Here is a 19403-nt window from a genome sequence, read left to right as displayed (position 1 = left end):
AATTTTTTTACGATAAGTGCATAGGGTTGCGGAAGTGGAAACGGTTCCGTTCAACCGGAGTTTCATTGTTCGTGCTACGCACGCAACGAAACTCTAGCTGTTAGCGGTAGTTATTCATTGGATGAAGTTAGAAATATTGTTCTTGAAATGCGAAATGAAGCAGTATCTGGCTTAGTAGGTGAACAGCGTTGGGATATGCAAGAAAGACTTGGTAAAATAAGAGATAAGTGGAATTTGGGGTATAATTACCGCTAACGTTTTGCCACTTTGAGATGGCTGGAAGTTCGTAACCGCTCAATTTTCGGCTAAACGAAAACTTGATGCGAAACGATAATTCCACTAAATTACAGCTAGCTCAAAATGGCGGTTAGCTGTAGTACTTTTTTATTCATTCAGTTCATCTTCAGTGACAAGTCTAATATTTTTTCCAAATTTCCCTATAATATTTTCATCTGTTACTGTATTTGGAAAAGCCATTGCCAATACTTTTTTAGGCCTAGACATGGCAACATAGATTAATCTTTTCTTCTCATTAGGAAAGCTGTTATCAAGATTCGAAATATCCTCAAAGAGAATGTTATTAACGTGACTTCTTTCGTTAAAGAATATTAATACTGAATCTAAAGTTTTTCCCTTTACTTGATGGATTGTGGTAATCGGAATATTGGATTCTGTATACGATTTTTTAAAATGAATGTTAATAGATTCGTTTAATGTTATTTCCTTATTGAAGAATTTAGATTTTCTATTTCGAAGATTAAAATCCACGTCATAATTTAAACCCAATTTTTCTTTCATAAAAATTTGAGTTTGACTTGTCCAATCTGCGACTGTTAATTCAAAACTTGGTAATTCGTTTAGAATTTGAAATAAAAGTGAATTAAAAAGATGGTCCTCTTTTGAATTTCTTTCAATTTCTTTTAACTGATGATAGTCACTTTCTGGATTTAATAATTTTATAGAAATAGTGCGCATTTCGTTTATGGAATTTTTGATGTCATTTCCTGAAAAACGATTTTTTGCAATAATAATTTCTTTGGGTAGCTCAATACCCCAAGGCTTTTCTTCTGTTGTATTTCCTAATAACTTATTCTTTAATGAATTGCCTCTAACTACAATGTTGTTTTTTTTAAAATTGTTCTTAGAGCAAATTTCTTCATAATGTTTAATAATTGATTGTAAATTGTTTTCAGAATATTTATAAATAATAATTGTATCGTTTTGAGTAGGACTATCTACACAATTTATTTTCGGGTCATCTGCTTTTCTTAGAATAGAAAAAACGTCAATAATATTTTGAGGTGATCTCCTGTTGTCTGTTAAGTCAAACGAATTCCAACTATCGTCTTCATTGTATTTTTTTAAAAATTCATTTGGGTTTGCATCTCTCCATTCATAAAGACTTTGATAAGGGTCTCCTATTAATTCTATGTTTTTTAACCCTTGTTTAGACAGTTCTTCAAAAATAGCGTGCTGAATTAAAGAGTTATCTTGAGCTTCATCAATTATGATAAAAGGAAATCTTATGGCTAACCATTGACAAATTTTTGGATTTGTTCTTAAAATGTGAAGAGCAATAAATGCTGAATCACCTGTTGATATTAACCCTTTTTTAAATTGCGTTTGTTTAATTAATTTGCAATAATTATTGAATTTATCAATATCCACAGTACTATTGGAAGGTGTTTTTCCTTCAACCGTAAATGAACCATTTGGTTCTATTCTAATTGAACTTGGTGGATATGTATAGAATATACTTCTATTGTTTTTTGCCTTATACTCAGGATTATTTAATGGTCTTTTTAAACCTTCTCTTAATTTTCCATCACTCCCTCTATACTCAGTCATCCACATATCATTTAATATATTGGTATGGTCAAGAATTTTAGGCCTACTAAAATCCCTATTTAAAATATTATAAAAAGGAAGTGTGATAAATTTATTTATAAAACTATCAATAGTAGAAACGTGATTAGGAAACCTCAAAATTTTCCCACTTAGTCTTGAATAGGATTCATTTATTTCGTCTTTTGCAGAGTTTGTAAATGAGAGACAAGCAATGCCTGAATAGGAATCAATCTCTTTTGACAGTTCCAACGCTATTATTTTTTTAGCTATAGTAGTCGTTTTTCCACTTCCAGGACAAGCATTTAAAATGACTTTCCCTCTTGCTTGGAGATAAGCTTTTCTTTCTTCATTTAGGTCATAAATCATACTTCTTGTGTTAAATGATTTAAACCTTCTTTTATATATGGAGGAATATTGAAAGAGATTTTTGCTCTTTCCAAATTTTCAAGGATATATATCGAAAAATCTTGAGCGAAGTCAGCTTTTGATGGTAGAGCTTTCCATAATAGAATACCTACTTTTCGTTTTTCAGTTTCTGACATAATATCATTTTCGAACGTTTTAGTGTATTCAATAATTTTATCAATTTTATCTGTAATATTTTGGTTGACAAAGTCAAAAAGAAAACTGTCAAGTAATTGAGTGCGATTCTCAGTGATGTTATGAATGGCTAATTCATATTCTAACGTCTTAAAAGAATGTGAGATTTTTATATTGTCAGCATTATTTGCAACAGAATGTAGATTTGCGATTCTTGTTCCTGCAACACCATTCTGAATGTTATTGTCTAATTCGTTCAGAACAGTATAATCTGTTTCAATCAATCTCTCAAAACTATACTCCGTATTTTTAGAAGACGTAAAACGGTCATCATCAGTTAGCACTGTAATTGGTTTATTTATTCTTATATTTTCTTCTTGATTGTTGAATAAATATAAGAAAGGATAAAAAGATGTTCCTTTTACATTTACTACTTCAACTCTATAATCCTCGAGTTGATAATCGTCTAATCTTGTAAATGAAGAAAGTAAAAGTTCTTCTGAAATCCCTTCCACAAACAATACTGACTTTGCGTAAAAAAGTTGTGATTTTGTCACGTCAATATAACGCTCAAGTTTTTTTTGACTTAATTTAAAATCAACTTCTCTTAATGGATTGTTTTTACTAGTATCTTGTATTATATTTTCACCTAGCCTATTTTTAAATTTATTTTCAAGTTTATGAGCTTTCTTATTATCTAATAAAATTAGATTTTTTAAGGGGACCTTTGAAGTCAGAGTAGGAGAATGGGTAGTTATGAATAACTGACTATTATCTGAAGTGTTAGCACTCGTAAGAAAATTGTACAAGCTTAATTGAAGTTGTGGATGTAAATGAGCCTCTGGTTCTTCAATTAATAGTGCGTAATGTGGAATTACGTTATCTACTATTTGTTGTTTAACATCACCCAATACAATTGCGATGTAAATGAGGTTATTTAAACCCAAGCTATTTTGCCATAAATGAAACCCTTCTTCATTTAAACTTTCCCTATTATGTGGTAGAAAGGGTTTTATTGCATTGACAATGTATTCTGTTTTCGATTCTTCTATTCTGAGTCCAATTTTGTTATCAAGAAATTTTTTAAAAATCACTTCTAAATTATCATTGACACCATTTCTTGTGCTTTTCACTTCTTCTCTTTCAAGTAGCTGTGAATTTGCATCTTTCATTATCTGTTCAATCTCAGATTCTGTTTCATTACGTTTTACGAATCTTTTAATTACTCTTCCTAATACATTTCCACGACTGCTTAATAAATCTCGAGTACTATCTCTTAATGCTCCTAAATAGTAATGTTGAAATAATTCAAAGGTTTTATAGTCTGCTTTTTGTCCATCAATATCTCCCGTATTATAAGAAAAATGGGGGTATTTGCCGTCTTTTTCTTCGTAACTAATTGTTATTTTAGCAAAATCCTCTGCAGTGTCACTTGGATCGATTACCATATATTCATAAAAAGCACCTTTTTGAGCATTAGAAAGTCCTTTGAAAATATATGTAATTGTAATCAATGTAGCTTTTTCAATATCGATTCCATCGGCAGTAGTAATTCTTTTTTGATGAAAATCATCAGATGATACTGATATTTCTCTAATCGGTTCACCAATGTTGTATAGAAGTCTAATTGCATCAATTATAGCAGATTTACAACTCCCATTTTCGCCAATAATAATATTAATATTAGAGTCAAATTCTGTTTCTACAACTTCAATTCCTTTATAATTCTCTACTTTGATATATGATAAGTACATTCTTTTGTTTTTATAGGTCGTTTTGTATTACAGCTAACGTTTCGCTAGTAGGCGATGGTCGGGCTAAGTTATCCTAATATTTCGGTTAATCGGTATATCTCCAAATACAAAACAACATTTAAATTCAGCCTAATTCCCGACTATCGCTTACTAGCTGTGTGTGCCTTGCATGCACTTCCAATTCCTTCAAAAGTAGGAATTTTATCTATAGGGTGCAAGTCCCTTATCGGCAAGTTGTTGTATTATATTGAGCCGATTAGCACGTGGCAAGCTCGGGAGAAGTGATTCTTTGAGTGAAGGAAGCCAAACGGCAAAAGTCTGTACCGAGGAACACAAAGCGCATAAGAGGCTAGCTAAATTGGGTAAGCATGCACAGCAATGCAAAGCCTTAAAACAACAGGTTTAGTTAGTAGATGCGTCGGGGATAGATTGAAAGAGGAAGTGCTTACCGAGGGAGGTCTCTTAGATTACGAGTTAATCTCGAAGAGAAGTCAGCAGAAGTCATAGTACTTGTGGGAAACGAGTTGCGAATAGATACCGCATAGGGCTCACAAACAAGGAAGGACTGAACGCAAGTGGTTCTTAATTTCTAACGGAATAACGCAAGTTATAGCCATAGAGAAGCGGAACAGGTTAAAAGAGAATCTGAAATAATCCCGAAGTTTCGGGACAGATTAAAACAAACAAGTATGATTGCACAAGTAACACATCCTTACAATCTTCAAAAGGCGCTACGTCAAGTAGTGGTCAACAAAGGCAGTGCAGGCGTTGATGGCTTACAAACCACTCAACTGGCGGATTATTTCCGTGAACATAAATCTGCATTACTAGAAGATATTAAGAATGAGCGTTATCTACCGCATCCCATTCTTGGAGTAGAGATTCCCAAAGGAGGCGGAAAGTTCCGTCTTTTGGGAGTTCCAACAGTAGTCGATCGACTACTTCAACAAGCCGTCTCGCAAGCGATGATGCCGCGATTCGAAAAGGATTTTAGTGTGAATAGCTTCGGGTTTCGACCCAATAAAAACGCCCGCCAAGCGGTAGGCAAAGCCTTGGGAAACATACACGAAGGCTACAATTATATTGTAGATATTGACCTAAAAACCTTCTTTGACGAAGTGGATCATTGCTTGCTGATGAACCTAATTTACCAAAAGGTAAAATGCCCAACGACTTTGCGGTTAATCCGCAAATGGTTACGAGTACCGATACTCATTAAAGGCAAACTGATTAAACGCAGAAAAGGAGTTCCGCAAGGAAGCCCAATAAGTCCCTTACTGTCAAACATTCTACTCCACGAATTGGACAAAGAACTGACACGAAAAGGGGTAAAGTTTGTTCGTTATGCTGATGATTTCAGTATTTATACCAAATCGAAAACCCAAGCCAAAACGGTCGAAAATGCTATCTTTCTATTTTTGAGAGACAAGCTAAAACTGACCATCAATCTGGAAAAGAGCGGTATTAGAAAACCGATTCAGTTCACGATATTGGGATTTTCGTTTGCATCTACTTATCAAAAAGGCGTAAAAGGCAGGTATCAATTAACGGTAGGAAAGAAAGCTTGGGCAAAACTCAAGCAAAGTTTAAAGGAAGCGACCCGCAAAACCGCACCTAGAAGTTTCGAGGAACGTATCCGAAAAATCAACGAAATCCAACGAGGATGGTTAAACTATTTTCGGGGGACAAGTATTCAAGGAAAACTACGAGAAATTGACGGTTGGTTGCGCAATCGCCTGCGTTATTGCATTTGGACGGACTGGAAGAAACCTGAACGCAAAAGGAAAAACCTAATGCGATTAGGGGTTGATAAAGACCATGCTTATGCTTGGAGCAGAACGAGAAAAGGAGGATGGCGCATTGCTCAAAGTCCGATTCTAACTTCTACAATTACCCTACTACGGCTTAAGAAGAAAGGCTATCGGTCTATGTTGGAAACTCACATTGAACTCAACCCATCACTTTGCGAACCGCCGTATACGAGACCCGTACGTACGGTGGTGTGAGAGGCGCACTCCGTCAGTTTCTGGCGGAGCCGTCTACTCGATTAGCTATAGTTTTATTTCGATTGTTCTTGATGTTAAATCTACTGGGCTCAACTTTAAATAGATATATAAATTTTCAATATTTCCGTTTGTTTCATATATCAATATTTGAGGTTTTTCATTTATATCATGTAACGTTACTTTTTCTATAAACGGTTTAATCAAATCTTCATTTAAATGGTCTTTCATTCCAAAATCATAAACACTTTTTGGAATTGGCATTAAAGTATTTTCTCCATATTTTTTATCTTCTTTATTTGTAGAAACTATTTTAATATTTTCAATAGAACGTGGTAAATAAAAATAAGCCTTGTTCTTTTCTATTTTTAAAAGCTTAATTCCTTCAATATTCCCTAAATTGAATAAGATATTCTCATCTGTGTTTTTTAACTCCTTGTATTCAATAGTTTCAAATTGCTTTAAAGTTAATTTAATACTACCATTTAGATTTCTGTATTCTTTTTTAAGAGGGATGTCAATGTTTATTACTGAGTTGTAGAATTCTAAATCAGTTGACTGATTAATTTTAATTTTTCTTTCTTCTTTTTCAATAGCTGAATTATTGTTTTCATCAAATAATTTAATTTCAGAAACAGAAACAAATGTATTAGATAAAATATAGTCAATGTTTGAAGTATCTTCTATTGCATTGTTTTTGTTTATTGCAGAAGTAAAATTAAGATTCCATTTTTGTCTATAATCTTGTTCAATATTCAGGGAATTGTTTGCAGTTATGGCAGTAATTGTTTCTATTATGGTTTTTTCGTTTATTTTTTTTACTTCCCAGGGTTTATTAAATATTCCAACTACTCTGTTATCTAATTTTTTAATTGATGAATCATTTTTACTTTCTTGAAGACCTTTAATCATATAAGGCAAAAACTGTTTATAATGTTTTAGTTCTTCTTCGCTATTTTGTCCAAATATTAAATTGGATAAAGTCATTAATGTAAATAGAATTATTGTTTGTTTTTTCATTTTTTTTAAATTATAGCTAACGTCCCCCACGCTTGTACTTGCTGTGGACTTCGTAACCTTTCAAATTTCTGCTTTGCAGATTTACGATTACGAAACGGTAATTCCACTAAAACCACAGTAAGTACAAACGTGTGTTGGCAAATCGGTTTTATTTTTCCACCGAAGTAAGTGAAAAATATTTAATTTTACAAAAACTAATAATTATGAATGCAATTGAAACAGAGAAACACACAAAATATTCTTTAGAACTAATTTTTAGCGAAGCTGATAAAATGGCTACAGAATTACTCGGTTCTATAGCAGAAAACACAAATAAATCATTTATTTTAATAGCTATTTATTTTTCTATATTGTCTTATTCTTTTTTTAAAGTTATAGAAAATCATAGCTTTTTATATTTTATATTGATAATCGGAACGATTGCAGGTTCTTTATTTTTAAGAAAAAATATTTTTCCAAACACAATATGTTTTAAAGGTGCGTTGCCAGAGAATATGATACAAGAATACTTTTCTTCATTTTCTGAAGAATCTTTAGATAAAGAATATTTAGCAACGCAAATTGAATCTTACAATTGTGCAATGATTGAAAATAAAGAAACAATAGAGAAAATGGTAAAAAGATTTAAAAAATCAATTTACATAGTTCTATTTTCATTCTCTCTTTTTGGTTTGATTTCCGCTTTTTTGTTCTCTGCTGAATGTTTGCAACTTTGATGTTGTATTTGGTCTTTGAGTAGTAGGTGGCTTTGGTGCTTGTGAGCTGCTACTATTCTTGTTTTTTTCTTCACTCATATTTTTTTCGGTATTTCGGTTTTTCTAAACTGTTTGCCAACGTTATGCCACTTTGAGATGGCTGGATGTTCGTAACCGCTCAATTTTCGGATTAACGAAAACTTGATGAGAAACGATAATTCCACTAAACTCCAGCTAGCTCAAAATGGCTGTTACCTGCTGGCGTTATTTCTATTTTAGTAACCATTTTATTAATTCGTCATTATCCACAATACTCCAAGAATGCGGATGTCTTCTATTCTCAGGTTGTCTATAACCTTTATATTGTGTTGTTATTAATTCTGCATTTTGATTTCCAAGTCTATTCAGTTCATTAATCATTGCTGAACATTCTGTCGCATTCATACTCGTAAAGTCTGAACCACGTTCTTTTAACCACCAATTTATGTCAGGTTCTGTGTAAATTCTTAAAGGCATTTTTGTCAGTTTTTTAATTGCTGTTTGAGTTGTATCTGAAAATGAATAAGGCGAAATAGCGTAATATCCAGTAAGGTTTGTTTTGGGACTTCCACCAGTTTCTTTTTCAAGTCTGTCAACCATATAAACATTCTCCTCATTTGCTTCGTTCTCTTTCGAAAGTCGAATATCTCTTTTTGCGGAATTATAAAATCTTTCAAAGTCGAGTGGTGGGTCAATCGCAAAAACCGCTGTTGGTTTTATCGCTGAGTTTTCGGCATATTTAATCGCACAACTACCACCAATTGAAAATCCGCCAACATAAAATTTTTGGTCAATAAGTTTGTGTTTTGAAGTTACATCTTTTAAAATTCTGTCAAAAGATTGTTGGCTTAAACTATCCACACCAAAAGATAAAACTCCGTCTTGAAAAGTTGGAATAATTGTCAAAATGCCGTTTAAAGCTAACTTGTTAGGTAAGTCAGTTTGTTGTAAAACGTTTTCTGCTGTTTCACCAAAACCTGGAATTAGAAAAATATATCCTGTCCAAGGAAGTTTTGACGGATATATTATTGTGTAATAGTTTTTTGTAGTGTCCGCTTTCTCAAGAAAAACTTTCTCAATTTTTGGGTTAGTTGCTTTCTGTCCATTACAATTAATAGCAAAAAGTGAAAAAGTCAAAATTATTAAAAAAAGTCGATTCATAAATGTTTGTTCTTTTTTATTTCCGCTGCGCTACGCTTGCAGGTAACGTTTTGCGTCTTTGTCGTCGTTGTTGACGATTAAAAACTAATAATTACTAACAATACCTAAACTTTAAATTATGCCGAATACTGACAAAAATACACCGATGCCACAATGCGACAAAAACGCTGTTATGCCTCGTTATTTTAAGTGCAGATTTTTCAAAGGACAAATACTACATTCAAAAATATTAGAGGCTAAAAACGAAGAAGATATTAAGACTGTTTTTGCTAAAAAATACCCAAGCCGTCACCTTTTGGAGGCAATCGAGGTATAATGAGGCATAACGGTCACGGCTTTGCTAGGTTGCGAACTTCGTAACCGATTATTTTCCGCTAATATAAATGTTCTTGCGAAAAATAGACGTGAATTTCCCACATATTTCGCAATCTTGCAAAACCGGTGTTGCAATATGTATTTATCAGCACAATACTTCTAGCAATTCTGTTTTTCGCCGCAATACATTTCGCCGCAAACTGCATCGCTTTCATTGAAGCAAATTACTTTCTGCTTAACAAGTTCGTTCTAATCCATTTCGCTACAAACTGCATCGCTTTCATAGAAGCAAAATACTTTCTTCTTAACGATTTCGCTCTAATCCATTTCGCTACAAACTGCATCGCTTTCATGGAAGTAAATTACTTTCTGCTTAACGATTTTATAGTAAATTTTTCAGCGCAAAATTCGGCAACAATATGTATTGCAACGTTTGGTCGCTTGGCGATGTGGCGGATTAAGGAAGCCTAATCTTTCGGTTTATGACTAATTTTACAAGTACAAAACCATCTTCAAATTAAGCCAAATCCCGCCATATTGCCAAACGACGGTTATAGGATGTTTTTTTTATTATTTGTTTTCAAAGATTGTGTAATTCTTCGATTTCTTCTTTACTAAAATATTTTTTCAAAAGTCCGCATTGGCTCATATAAGCCCAGCATTCTCCATATTTTAAGCGTTGTGTCTGTGGAATTTCTTTTTTTCTTAAACACTTTTTTAAAATCTCAAGTCGTGTTTTTTCATCATTTTCAATGATTAATGATATTTTTTCTATTTCTTCTTTTGAAAATCTTTTTTGTATTGAATCAAAGTCTTTAATTACAGTCCAATATTTTCGTGCTCCAATTCCAACATCAACTCTTCTGAATCTATTTTTTTCTAAGGCAAAATTTATTTCGTCTTTTCTTTCAAAGTCAATATTGTTTTTCTTTAACTCAATCCAAAATAACTCAGTGTCAATACCAATACTTTCTTTCCAAAAAGTAAGAATGTTACTCGTGATAGATTTTAACTGAGTTAATGTAATTGGTTCTTTATTAATTATTTCAATATAATAATTTTCAAAATACACAAATGCTTCTTTATGCTTATCATCAAAATGTTTAGAATCGTTGACAAGTCTATTTTCAATTTTAATTAGATTGAGAAGTTTTTCTATATATTCAGTTTTTATATTTGTCATTCACTTTCGCTTTTTTTTAAAATATCCTATAACGTTTCGCGGCTTCATGAAGTGGCGAACTTCGTAGCCGTTTTTTTTCCACTAAGATAGAATATTATTGCGAAAGAAAAACGTGAATTTAGCAGATTTCTCGCCATTTCTTGAAACCGCTGTTGGCTGTCAGTGTTTTTTATTTAAATGTGTGTGGTTTTCTATTTATTTACTAACTAAAATCAGATGATTTCTCCATTCAGTTGGTATTTTGTTAATATCTAACAATTTTAATTCTCTTGTTTCAACACTAGTGACAGATTTTGTAAGAGTTTCATTTAGAAATTCTGTTTCAAGTTTAAACATTGCCCCTGTTGCTGGGTCAATTATTAATAAACCTAATGGTCCTCCAAATAATATATTTCCAAAATACCATCCGTTTAATTTAAATTCTACTGGAACTACTTTCTTATCAAATCCCACTTTTTCAAAAGTAACCTGATATTGTGCTTTTGAGAAAAATCCCGCACCTGACTTTAATTTTAATGTTGCTGGAGTATTTCCTGTATAGATTTCTATACCTTTTTTATCTTTTATAGAAATTTTGGCCTCTGAGGGTGTGCTATTTATTGTTATTGGCCAACTACTTTTGCTGACAATACTTGCACAACTACTTAAAAGAATAATTGATAATACTGCTACTAGATTTAATTTTAACTTCATTTTTTAGTTTTTATATAATAGCCTACTTCTCTTTTTCGTCTTTTTTCGGCATATTTAGACGTTTAAAATAACCACACACATTTGATTATTTTTTAAGTATTAAAATTTAAATGATCTTTAATCAATAAGTTATCTTCATCATTTATAGGTTTTTTTTTAACATTGCAGCCAACGGATTGCGGCTTCATGAAGTGGCGAACTTCGTAACCGATTTCTTTCCGCTAAGATAGAATATTATTGCGATAGAAATTTGTCATGCAAGCACATTTCTCGCCATTTCATGAAACCGCTGTTAGCCACAGGTTTTTATTTATTTAACCTTTTTATAATATTGATCTATTTTTTCCTTTTCATATATTTGTTCATCCTTTTCTTTCCATTTCGGTATGTTTTCGATATAATATTTTTGTAATTTTTCTGAATTTAATTCCTCACTATTTTCTTGTAATTCGTCACCTAAATAACTCCAAACAACGTATGAACTAATTTCTGTTAATTTTTCAAGCAATTCAGTTTTTTGATCAGTTGACATCTTTTCGTGCAAAATAAACTCAAAAAGACCTTCTGTTAATTTCTGTTCAGCATTAATATTTTTTTCAGTTTTTAGTTGCTCAATTATTATTTCAATTCCGAATTTCAGGTTTTTAAACTCAAAATCCGCAATGTCAAATTCAAGAAAATCGCAAAGAATTGCAGATGCCAATTCTCTTGTTTTTTCCTCTGTAGATTGAATATCTCTAATCAACCGCTTAAAAAAATCAGTTTTAGAAATTTTTTTTCCGAAAGAAATTAGCTCTTTTGTTATTCGCTCAATTTTATTTTCATCATCGTAGCTGACAGAATATTTTTCAACCATTTTTTCGGAACTACAACTACTCAGACCAAGAGTAATTCCTGTCTTTTCGGAATTCAACAATTTAAATTTATTTCCTATAAATGACTCTTTCATTGCAGTGTGTTCAACTTGTGGCTAACGGATTGCGGCTTGCAGAAGTTGCGGACTTCGTAACCGATTTCTTTCCGCTAATATATAATATAATTGCGAAAGAAATTTATCATGCATGCAGATTTTTCGCAATTGCTGCAAACCGCTGTTGTAAGTAGTACTGTTTATTAAGAAATTTATGACTTGGAAAGCGATTTTGTATAACTTTCTACTTAGAAAGTTTTAGAACAGATTAAATTTAATAATAATTTACTGCAAATTTGAAATACAAACTATGCCACAACTTTCTGCTACAAACTTTGAGTAAAATTACAGTTAAAATAAGGCAATCTTTGCCATAATATTCTGCTACAAACTTTTAGAAATTTAATTAATTTTTACTGCAAAAACTTGCGACAAAATTCGGCTACCAACTTGGAGTAATATTTACAGTATTTTTTCTGTAAACCAAAAATGCAAGGAAAAATAAAACAGAAAATTTTCCACTAAATTATTACCAAAAAATTATAAATAAGATTTTTGAAAACAGTAGAAGTAACGTAAGTTTTTTTCAAATTTGAATTACACTAAATGTAATATTATTTTTAAAAAGATAAATCACAAACTATTGATTTTGAACGTTTACGTTCCGCGATAGTATTACTTACAACGGTTTGGCGCTTGGCGAAGGTGGCGATTTTTACCACAAATGTTGATGCGGAGAACCAAACTTTGATTAACCACAAATGTGTCTGCGGAGCACCGAACCGCCACTTTTGCCAAACGCCTGTTACAGGCTGGCGTTATTTCAGTCGTTTTGTCCATTGATTATTCCGTTCAATGTTTGTTGAAGTTTTTCAATTCTATCTTCCGTGTCTAATTTGTTTGAGTTTTGAGAAATTATGAATTTACAGTCATTATCAATTTTTCCAATACTTACTAATTCGTCCAACAAAGTATTTAAACTTCGGTCTGTCATTCCGTTTTCAAACAAAAAGCCGTTTGGAATAGAAGAAATTAATATTTTTTTCCTGTTGAGTAAAAAAACAAGTTTAGAACCATAATTATTTTCAAATTCTAATTTCGTATTTGATTTAGAAAGTTCGTATAAAAACGGGTCCCAATGGTAGCCGTTAAATTGTCTTTCTTTCATTTTCCAAATGCAATAATCGCTGTCGCTATACCAATTGAAATTACCTTGATTACAATTTTCTCGAAAAGACGAATACTTTAGAAAATAATACTTCCAATCTTTCGGGTTGGTTGTATATTCTAAAAAATTATCTTCAATTTGTTGTGAAATTGCAACACCGTTGTTCGTGATAAAATAATCCAAGCAAGCTAATACTATCGTTTGTGTTTTAGTTTTAAACTGAGATTTGTTGTAGCCTGGTGTTGTAAGAAAGCTTCTTATATTACGATGTTTAGATGTCATTAAGTTGGTTAATGAACCGTCATCTTGTGTATAATCGCCAAAACTCAACAATAGATTAATTTTTGTCTGAAAATCTTGAATAAAATCAGTTTCATCAAATATTTCTAAAAACTTGTTTGCACGATTTTTTACTTTGTTGTCCAAAGGCAACAATGAAATACTTCCTCGCAATATGTCGCTGTCTTCAAGTTTTTGAAGTATTTCTTTATCTGCAAGGGCTTGTTTAAAGTAAGCATCTTTTTCTTTTTCTTCCTCTATTTGGTCAGTTTTAAATGTTTTGAGAACTTGTAAATTGCCACTTAAAACAAATTCTTCAACTTCTGAAAAGCTGTTTCCTAAAGTAGTTTCACGCAATTCGTTTTCAGAATTTACAACCAAGTTTCTCACTACTCTGATTTGGTCATTAAATATATTGCTTGGCATTTTTAGATTTGTTAAGCAAGCTAAGAGTAAAATTTGCTCTGGTAAAGTAAAACCTCTGAAATCAGCAAAGGAAAACAAGCAACGTTTTAAAAGATTAGTGTCTTTATGATTGAAAAATAATCTTGTTTTGCTTGTTGCGAATTCATCTTTATTATAATAAAACAAGTCGCTCCAAAATTGTGGATATTCTTGTTCTTGCTTACAAATAGCATCTAATGTGTCAAATAAAAAGTTTTGGTTTTCTTTGTCGCTATATATCGTTTTTAATAATTCGGCTGAAATAACTGTATTCTTATAACGATTATCGTTTTTGTCTTTCAATTCATTTTTGAAAGAAATAACCGAAGTGATAAAATTGAATAGATTAAGAAAAGAATTGTCAACTGTTAAAGCGATGTCGTCTTCGTCAGTTAATGAACCTGAATGAAGAATAATGTGCCAAACAGCATCAATCCATTTTCCATCAATAGATTCCTCAAATCTTTTTCTTTGCTTGGAATCTGAAATTATTTCAGCAAAACCTGCTTTAAAATATTCAAATTCGGTGAGTGGCTTACCACGTGAGTTCATTTTTATATACAAGTCGTCTGTTAGACCAACTTTGTCCATATCCAATTTATAGAAATAAAAAGGACAAGATGAATTGCCAATAGCACTCCAAATATCTTTTGTGTTGAAGTTTTCATATCGCAACTCTATGTCGTCAAGAACGATTAGCATTGCTTGAATGCTTGGGTCGAAGTCCCAAGTTTCAAAATACCAAGATTGGTTTTTTATTTCTTGGCTAATTTTTTCGTGAGAAAATTTAGGTTTGAATTGAATTAGATTTCTGAAAAATTCAGTTGTGCTATGTCGTGTTTCGTATAAAAAATTAGAAAGGAAATTTATTTCGTTTTCTAGAACATTTTCTTTTACGGAAACAAACCAATACAAAAGCCAAAGAGTTGTCAATCTTTGCTGTCCGTCAATTGGAACAAACGTAGTTTTGTTATCAGATTCTACTTCGCTAAAACCGTAAATAAAATCAAGTTCTATTTGTGCGTTTTTGTCGGTAAGTTTGTGAGAAACAAAATCAAACAATGCGTCCAAAAAATCTTTTCTGATTTTGTTAGTTTTGCTGTCTGTTCTTCCTTGAACATAATCTCGTTGAATGATTGGGATTTCAACTTTGTTGCTTAAAACTTCAATATAATTACTACGCATTTGTGTCAATGATTAATGGTTTATACAATTCAACACGATTACGTATTTCTTTCAAATAAGCATCTCGTTCTTCTTCTGTCCAAACAGAATAACGTTGATTATTTTCAGGTGAATAATATTTTAAGAAAACTCGTTTTGTTGCTAATGGAATAAACGCTCCTGTTTTATCCATTTCAATTATTTTTCTTCGTTTAACCTCAAATACAGAGTTGCCTAATGAAATATTTTCTTCAAGTCCAAGCAATGCCATATTCTGAATTTTGTGCAAATACTCGTTTTCGTTTGTGTTGTCATTAGGAATAAGAGCTAATATTTTTTCGCTCAGTCCTTTAAAATCTTCGTATTTGTATGTTTTCTCGTCAATAGAATTCACTTCATCAATTAATTTTTGTGCTTTTTCTTTTTCGTTAGTTACGTTCAGCAATATGTTTGTATGAGAATGCAACCACTTAAACCATTCATCTCTTCTGTTTTCGTTTAGTCCCTCTATGTTTTGGGCGTGAATATGTTCTAAACTCTTTGTAATGCTTTTATACATTTCAAAAGGGAAAAACTCGTTGCTATTATTGTTGGTTCGTGTAATTTCTATATTGGTTAATAGCAACACGTTTATGATTTTACTGTGTTCATTTGGTTTGTCGTAACTCAAGTCTTCCCAATCTTCATCAATGGTATTTGCTATTAGGTCATTAATTTGATTTTCAAAATTTTCTTTTGTGTTTTTGTTTTTAATACTTATCAAAGCTCCAATTTGTGTTCCTGTGGCAATAAGAAAACCAATTTTGTGATAAAGATTTTTATTAGAATACCAATAAGCCAATGAACGATATATTTCTTCAACTTTTATCCATTTTTCCCAAAGTGATTTTGCTGTTTCTCTGTCGTCAAAGAAGTGTATAAAACTATACAAAGGGTCTTTTTCGCTTGGTTTCTTGTTAGCAACAATGTCAAATAGATGCTCAATTTTGTTGCTGTATTTAGTCAAACTTTCATTTGAAATAAATGCCCAAAATTTCGGATTATTAAGTTGGTTTTCTATTTCGTCCCAAATTTGGACTAATTGTGTTCTTCGCTTGATTTTATCGTCATCAGACATTCCTTTGAAACTGTCAGAGTTTACAAATTTCGCTTTTATCAGTTCTGCACTTGTAAGCGGAATTTTACCTCTGTTTAAGCGTGTAAAAAGTTCTTCACTTTTCTGTGTAATGTCTTTTATTTCATACCAAATTACCTGAACACTCCATTCGGGAAGTTGTTTTTCTCCTTTGTCGTTTCTAATTATGCTTGGCAAAATAATTTTCAACATTTCGTCTTTTACTTGCCTTGGGATTCCTCTTTTCCCATCTTCAAACCAATCTTTAATAGTATTGTAAGCCTCACTCATATAATACAAATCGGGCTTTGTGTTGTCGGAATTATTAGTTTCTAGGAAAGTTTTAGATTCTAATCTTGTCTTGTAATAAATAGAATATAGGTCGTCTGAATAGCCTTCAGACTTCAAATTATTTTGTAGGTATTCTAATGTTAGATAAGTAAGAATACGGTGAAGCGTTGTTAGTCGTTGTTGTCCGTCAATTAGTTCGTAACCCTTTATAGTAATTCCGTTGATGTCTTGCCATTCCGCTTGTCTAACAACTACGGGCTGTAAACAATAAAAAGTATTTCTGTTGTTTGATTCTTGACGATATTCCCAAATATCATTTAGTAATTGTAAAACGTTCGTTTTTGTCCACCTGTAACCCCGTTGGTATTCTGGAATGAAAAAGTTCATTCCTAAAAGTTCTGTTACAGTTAATGTCTTTATTTGATTTTCTTCCATAATGTCAATTCGTCTTTTTGTGGTGTGTCGGTCGTCTTACGCTTGCCTGTAACGTTTCGCAGCTACAAGAAGTTGGCGATTTCGAAGCACAATACTATCTGCCTCCACAAAACTTGATACGAAGCACAAAGCTTCATTTAACCACTGAACCGCCAATTTCTTGTAGGTGCTGTTATAAGCTGGCCTTCTTTCTGTCGTTCGTTGATAATTATTCATTTTTACTGGTCGAAAGTTAGCCAAAATAAAGTAAATTTGTCCACATAATTTTAAGGTTAATTGTATATGAAAATAGTCTCATTTTTTGCAGGTGCTGGCGGCCTTGATTTAGGTTTTGAAAAAGCTGGTTTTGATGTCGTTTGGGCAAATGAATATGATAAAGATATTTGGGAAACTTTTGAGAAAAATCATAAAAATACTGTCTTAGATAGAAGAAGTATTGTTGATATTCCGTCAAATGAAGTTCCTGATTGCGATGGAATAATTGGCGGCCCTCCTTGTCAAAGTTGGTCTGAAGCTGGTTCTAAACGTGGTATAGCTGATAAAAGAGGGCAACTTTTTTATGAGTTTATGAGAATATTAGCAGATAAAAAGCCAAAGTTTTTTCTTGCAGAAAATGTGTCGGGAATGTTGTTGCCTGCACATAAAGATGCGCTTGCAAACATAAAGCAAATGTTTACGGATATTGGTTATGATTTGTCTTTTGAGTTGTTGAATGTGTCGGATTATGGTGTGCCACAAGATAGAAAGCGAGTTTTCTTTATTGGTTATAGAAAAGATTTAGGTCTTAAATTTCAGTTTCCGAAACCCACAACACCTGAAATAAAGATTACTCTTGAAAAAGCAATTGGCGATTTGAAAAACTCTGTATTGCCAGCAAAGGAAGGCAATTACACGAATGGCGATAAATGTAAGGTCGTAAATCACGAATATATGATTGGAGGGTTTTCGTCAATGTTTATGTCAAGGAATAGAGTTAGGTCTTGGGACGAAGTTTCTTTTACAATTCAAGCCGGTGGTCGTCACGCTCCATTGCACCCACAAGCACCAACAATGAAATTTATTGAGCAAAATTTAAGAGAGTTTGTAAAAGGAAAGGAAAGTTTATATCGTAGGTTAAGCGTCCGTGAATGTGCAAGAATACAGACTTTTCCAGATAATTTTATTTTTTATTACAGTAGTGTTGTCGCTGGTTATAAAATGATTGGTAATGCTGTGCCTGTCAGAATGGCGAAAGTTTTAGGGCAAAAAATATTTAAAGATTTAAGCTCTTTAAAAAGCAATAAAAAAGAAGTCGTTCAAGATTTTAACCAAGCAGTTAATGGAAGTATTGTCCGTGAAAAAATGAATGAAATAATTAATAGCATAGCAGTATAATGGCAAAAGTTGCAAGTCAAACAATAAATGGAAAAGCATTTGAGTATGCGTTATTGAAAGAGTTTTTAGAACGGCTGAAAGCGGTTACAACCGTTTCGGTTGTTGAAAATGACCCTTACAAAACAGCATTGAAATGTTATTTAAGTTTTAGCGAAAAAGATAGAAGTCATTACAGTTTGGTAGCAAGTTTTGCTGTCAATTTTTTACTTGATATTGAGCCAAGGTTGTCAAATGGAATTAGTGATAAAGATATTTTGCAACTTGAAATCGTGTCAGATAAAGAAGGTCAAACTGGCGATGTTCGTGATGTTTTAGCGATTAGGTCTTTGCAGAAATGGGAGATAGGAATTTCTGCTAAAAATAATCATAGAGCTGTTAAACATTCTCGATTGTCAAACGATATTGACTTTGGTAAAAAGTGGTTAGGCTTTCCTTGTTCAGTTGATTATTTTGAAAAAGTTAAGCCAATATTTGACAACTTGGCTAAGTTAAGAACTGCAAGTAAAGCAACTCAAAAATGGGACACTCTTGGTGATTATCATACGTCTGTTTATGTCCCAATTTTAGATGCGTTTAAAAACGAGTTGTTGCGTCTTGATGCAGAAAATACTGGTGTTGTAGCAGAAAAATTAATTGAATATTTAATTGGCAACCAAGATTTTTATAAAGTAATTAAAGGCAGCAATAAAGTCGAAATACAAGCGTACAATTTACACGGAACATTAAATTTACCTTTTGAAGGTGTCAAGCCAAAAGCGAAAGTTCCAAAACTGAAATTACCAAGTCGTTTAATTGAAGTTGTCTACCAAGAAAATTCAAAAACAACTTTGTTGGTTACGCTGAATGAAGGTTGGCAAATTTCATTTCGTATTCACAATGCAAGTTCACGAATTGAACCGTCCCTAAAGTTTGATATTAATTTAGTGTCTGCTCCACATTCACTTTTCACAAATCAATTGTTTATTGGTTAGTT

Annotated in this window: 14 protein-coding genes; 5 read left to right on the top strand and 9 right to left on the bottom strand. The window is 32.3% G+C overall.

What is annotated here, in order from left to right; all coding sequences use genetic code 11:
- Window positions 1-384 precede the first annotated feature (384 nt).
- Window positions 385-2214, bottom strand: a complete 1830-nt coding sequence (locus BLV91_RS04545; RefSeq protein WP_091430138.1) for an ATP-dependent helicase — start codon at window positions 2212-2214, stop codon at window positions 385-387.
- Entirely contained in the window at window positions 2211-4142 is a 1932-nt protein-coding gene (locus tag BLV91_RS04540) for an ATP-dependent nuclease (protein WP_091430136.1), read from the bottom strand. Before BLV91_RS04540 ends, BLV91_RS04545 begins: the two co-directional genes overlap by 4 nt.
- 689 nt (window positions 4143-4831) lie before the next feature.
- Here BLV91_RS04540 and ltrA point away from each other — a divergent pair.
- Window positions 4832-6148 carry a group II intron reverse transcriptase/maturase gene (ltrA, locus tag BLV91_RS04535; protein WP_091430135.1) on the top strand — a complete coding sequence of 439 codons (1317 nt, stop codon included), beginning with the start codon at window positions 4832-4834 and terminating at the stop codon, window positions 6146-6148.
- Between the two features lie 45 nt (window positions 6149-6193).
- Here ltrA and BLV91_RS04530 read toward each other — a convergent pair whose 3' ends face one another.
- Window positions 6194-7165 carry a hypothetical protein gene (locus BLV91_RS04530; RefSeq protein ID WP_139262274.1) on the bottom strand — a complete coding sequence of 324 codons (972 nt, stop codon included), beginning with the start codon at window positions 7163-7165 and terminating at the stop codon, window positions 6194-6196.
- A 203-nt stretch (window positions 7166-7368) separates the two neighbouring features.
- Between BLV91_RS04530 and BLV91_RS04525 the strand changes: the two genes are divergently transcribed.
- A complete protein-coding gene (locus tag BLV91_RS04525; RefSeq protein WP_091430133.1) occupies window positions 7369-7881 on the top strand; it encodes a hypothetical protein in 513 nt (170 codons plus the stop codon).
- Window positions 7882-8130: 249 nt separating this feature from the next.
- Here the strand turns inward: BLV91_RS04525 and BLV91_RS04520 are convergent, their stop codons facing one another.
- On the bottom strand, window positions 8131-9060 hold the full coding sequence (locus BLV91_RS04520; protein WP_245709603.1) for an alpha/beta hydrolase: 930 nt from the start codon (window positions 9058-9060) through the stop codon (window positions 8131-8133).
- 118 nt (window positions 9061-9178) lie between these two features.
- Here BLV91_RS04520 and BLV91_RS04515 point away from each other — a divergent pair, with 118 nt between their 5' ends.
- Window positions 9179-9376: a hypothetical protein gene (locus tag BLV91_RS04515; RefSeq protein ID WP_091430132.1), complete on the top strand. Its 198-nt coding sequence runs from the start codon at window positions 9179-9181 to the stop codon at window positions 9374-9376.
- 579 nt (window positions 9377-9955) lie between these two features.
- Here BLV91_RS04515 and BLV91_RS04505 read toward each other — a convergent pair.
- The 5 genes from BLV91_RS04505 to BLV91_RS04485 all read right to left on the bottom strand — a co-directional run bounded on the left by BLV91_RS04505 (window position 9956) and on the right by BLV91_RS04485 (window position 17056).
- A complete protein-coding gene (locus BLV91_RS04505) occupies window positions 9956-10558 on the bottom strand; it encodes a hypothetical protein (protein ID WP_091430130.1) in 603 nt (200 codons plus the stop codon).
- Window positions 10559-10753: 195 nt separating this feature from the next.
- Window positions 10754-11251: a peptidase associated/transthyretin-like domain-containing protein gene (locus BLV91_RS04500; protein ID WP_091430129.1), complete on the bottom strand. Its 498-nt coding sequence runs from the start codon at window positions 11249-11251 to the stop codon at window positions 10754-10756.
- Between the two features lie 310 nt (window positions 11252-11561).
- Window positions 11562-12107 (bottom strand): hypothetical protein, encoded by a 546-nt coding sequence (locus tag BLV91_RS04495; protein ID WP_139262272.1) that lies wholly within the window; start codon window positions 12105-12107, stop codon window positions 11562-11564.
- An 877-nt stretch (window positions 12108-12984) separates the two neighbouring features.
- Complete coding sequence (locus tag BLV91_RS04490; protein WP_091430127.1) at window positions 12985-15237, bottom strand: DUF262 domain-containing protein; 2253 nt, start codon at window positions 15235-15237, stop codon at window positions 12985-12987.
- Entirely contained in the window at window positions 15230-17056 is a 1827-nt protein-coding gene (locus BLV91_RS04485; RefSeq protein WP_091430126.1) for a DUF262 domain-containing protein, read from the bottom strand. Before BLV91_RS04485 ends, BLV91_RS04490 begins: the two co-directional genes overlap by 8 nt.
- A gap of 282 nt (window positions 17057-17338) precedes the next feature.
- On the opposite strand from BLV91_RS04485, the gene BLV91_RS04475 reads away from it, so the two are divergent.
- Window positions 17339-18430 carry a DNA cytosine methyltransferase gene (locus tag BLV91_RS04475; RefSeq protein ID WP_091430124.1) on the top strand — a complete coding sequence of 364 codons (1092 nt, stop codon included), beginning with the start codon at window positions 17339-17341 and terminating at the stop codon, window positions 18428-18430.
- A complete protein-coding gene (locus BLV91_RS04470; RefSeq protein WP_091430123.1) occupies window positions 18430-19401 on the top strand; it encodes a HaeIII family restriction endonuclease in 972 nt (323 codons plus the stop codon). Before BLV91_RS04475 ends, BLV91_RS04470 begins: the two co-directional genes overlap by 1 nt.
- Window positions 19402-19403 lie beyond the last annotated feature (2 nt).

Origin of the sequence: Flavobacterium degerlachei (genome assembly GCF_900106645.1) — a bacterium.
GTDB classification, from domain to species: Bacteria; Bacteroidota; Bacteroidia; order Flavobacteriales; family Flavobacteriaceae; genus Flavobacterium; species Flavobacterium degerlachei.
This window is presented reverse-complemented; position numbering and strand designations above follow the sequence as displayed.

What these genes read in the sequence shown, in the direction of transcription:
- BLV91_RS04545 (WP_091430138.1), bottom strand. Translation starts at nt 2,214, where the DNA reads ATGATTTATGACCTAAATGAAGAAAGAAAAGCTTATCTCCAAGCAAGA.
- BLV91_RS04540 (WP_091430136.1), bottom strand. Translation starts at nt 4,142, where the DNA reads ATGTACTTATCATATATCAAAGTAGAGAATTATAAAGGAATTGAAGTT.
- ltrA (WP_091430135.1), top strand. Translation starts at nt 4,832, where the DNA reads ATGATTGCACAAGTAACACATCCTTACAATCTTCAAAAGGCGCTACGT.
- BLV91_RS04530 (WP_139262274.1), bottom strand. Translation starts at nt 7,165, where the DNA reads ATGAAAAAACAAACAATAATTCTATTTACATTAATGACTTTATCCAAT.
- BLV91_RS04525 (WP_091430133.1), top strand. Translation starts at nt 7,369, where the DNA reads ATGAATGCAATTGAAACAGAGAAACACACAAAATATTCTTTAGAACTA.
- BLV91_RS04520 (WP_245709603.1), bottom strand. Translation starts at nt 9,060, where the DNA reads ATGAATCGACTTTTTTTAATAATTTTGACTTTTTCACTTTTTGCTATT.
- BLV91_RS04515 (WP_091430132.1), top strand. Translation starts at nt 9,179, where the DNA reads ATGCCGAATACTGACAAAAATACACCGATGCCACAATGCGACAAAAAC.
- BLV91_RS04505 (WP_091430130.1), bottom strand. Translation starts at nt 10,558, where the DNA reads ATGACAAATATAAAAACTGAATATATAGAAAAACTTCTCAATCTAATT.
- BLV91_RS04500 (WP_091430129.1), bottom strand. Translation starts at nt 11,251, where the DNA reads ATGAAGTTAAAATTAAATCTAGTAGCAGTATTATCAATTATTCTTTTA.
- BLV91_RS04495 (WP_139262272.1), bottom strand. Translation starts at nt 12,107, where the DNA reads ATGGTTGAAAAATATTCTGTCAGCTACGATGATGAAAATAAAATTGAG.
- BLV91_RS04490 (WP_091430127.1), bottom strand. Translation starts at nt 15,237, where the DNA reads ATGCGTAGTAATTATATTGAAGTTTTAAGCAACAAAGTTGAAATCCCA.
- BLV91_RS04485 (WP_091430126.1), bottom strand. Translation starts at nt 17,056, where the DNA reads ATGGAAGAAAATCAAATAAAGACATTAACTGTAACAGAACTTTTAGGA.
- BLV91_RS04475 (WP_091430124.1), top strand. Translation starts at nt 17,339, where the DNA reads ATGAAAATAGTCTCATTTTTTGCAGGTGCTGGCGGCCTTGATTTAGGT.
- BLV91_RS04470 (WP_091430123.1), top strand. Translation starts at nt 18,430, where the DNA reads ATGGCAAAAGTTGCAAGTCAAACAATAAATGGAAAAGCATTTGAGTAT.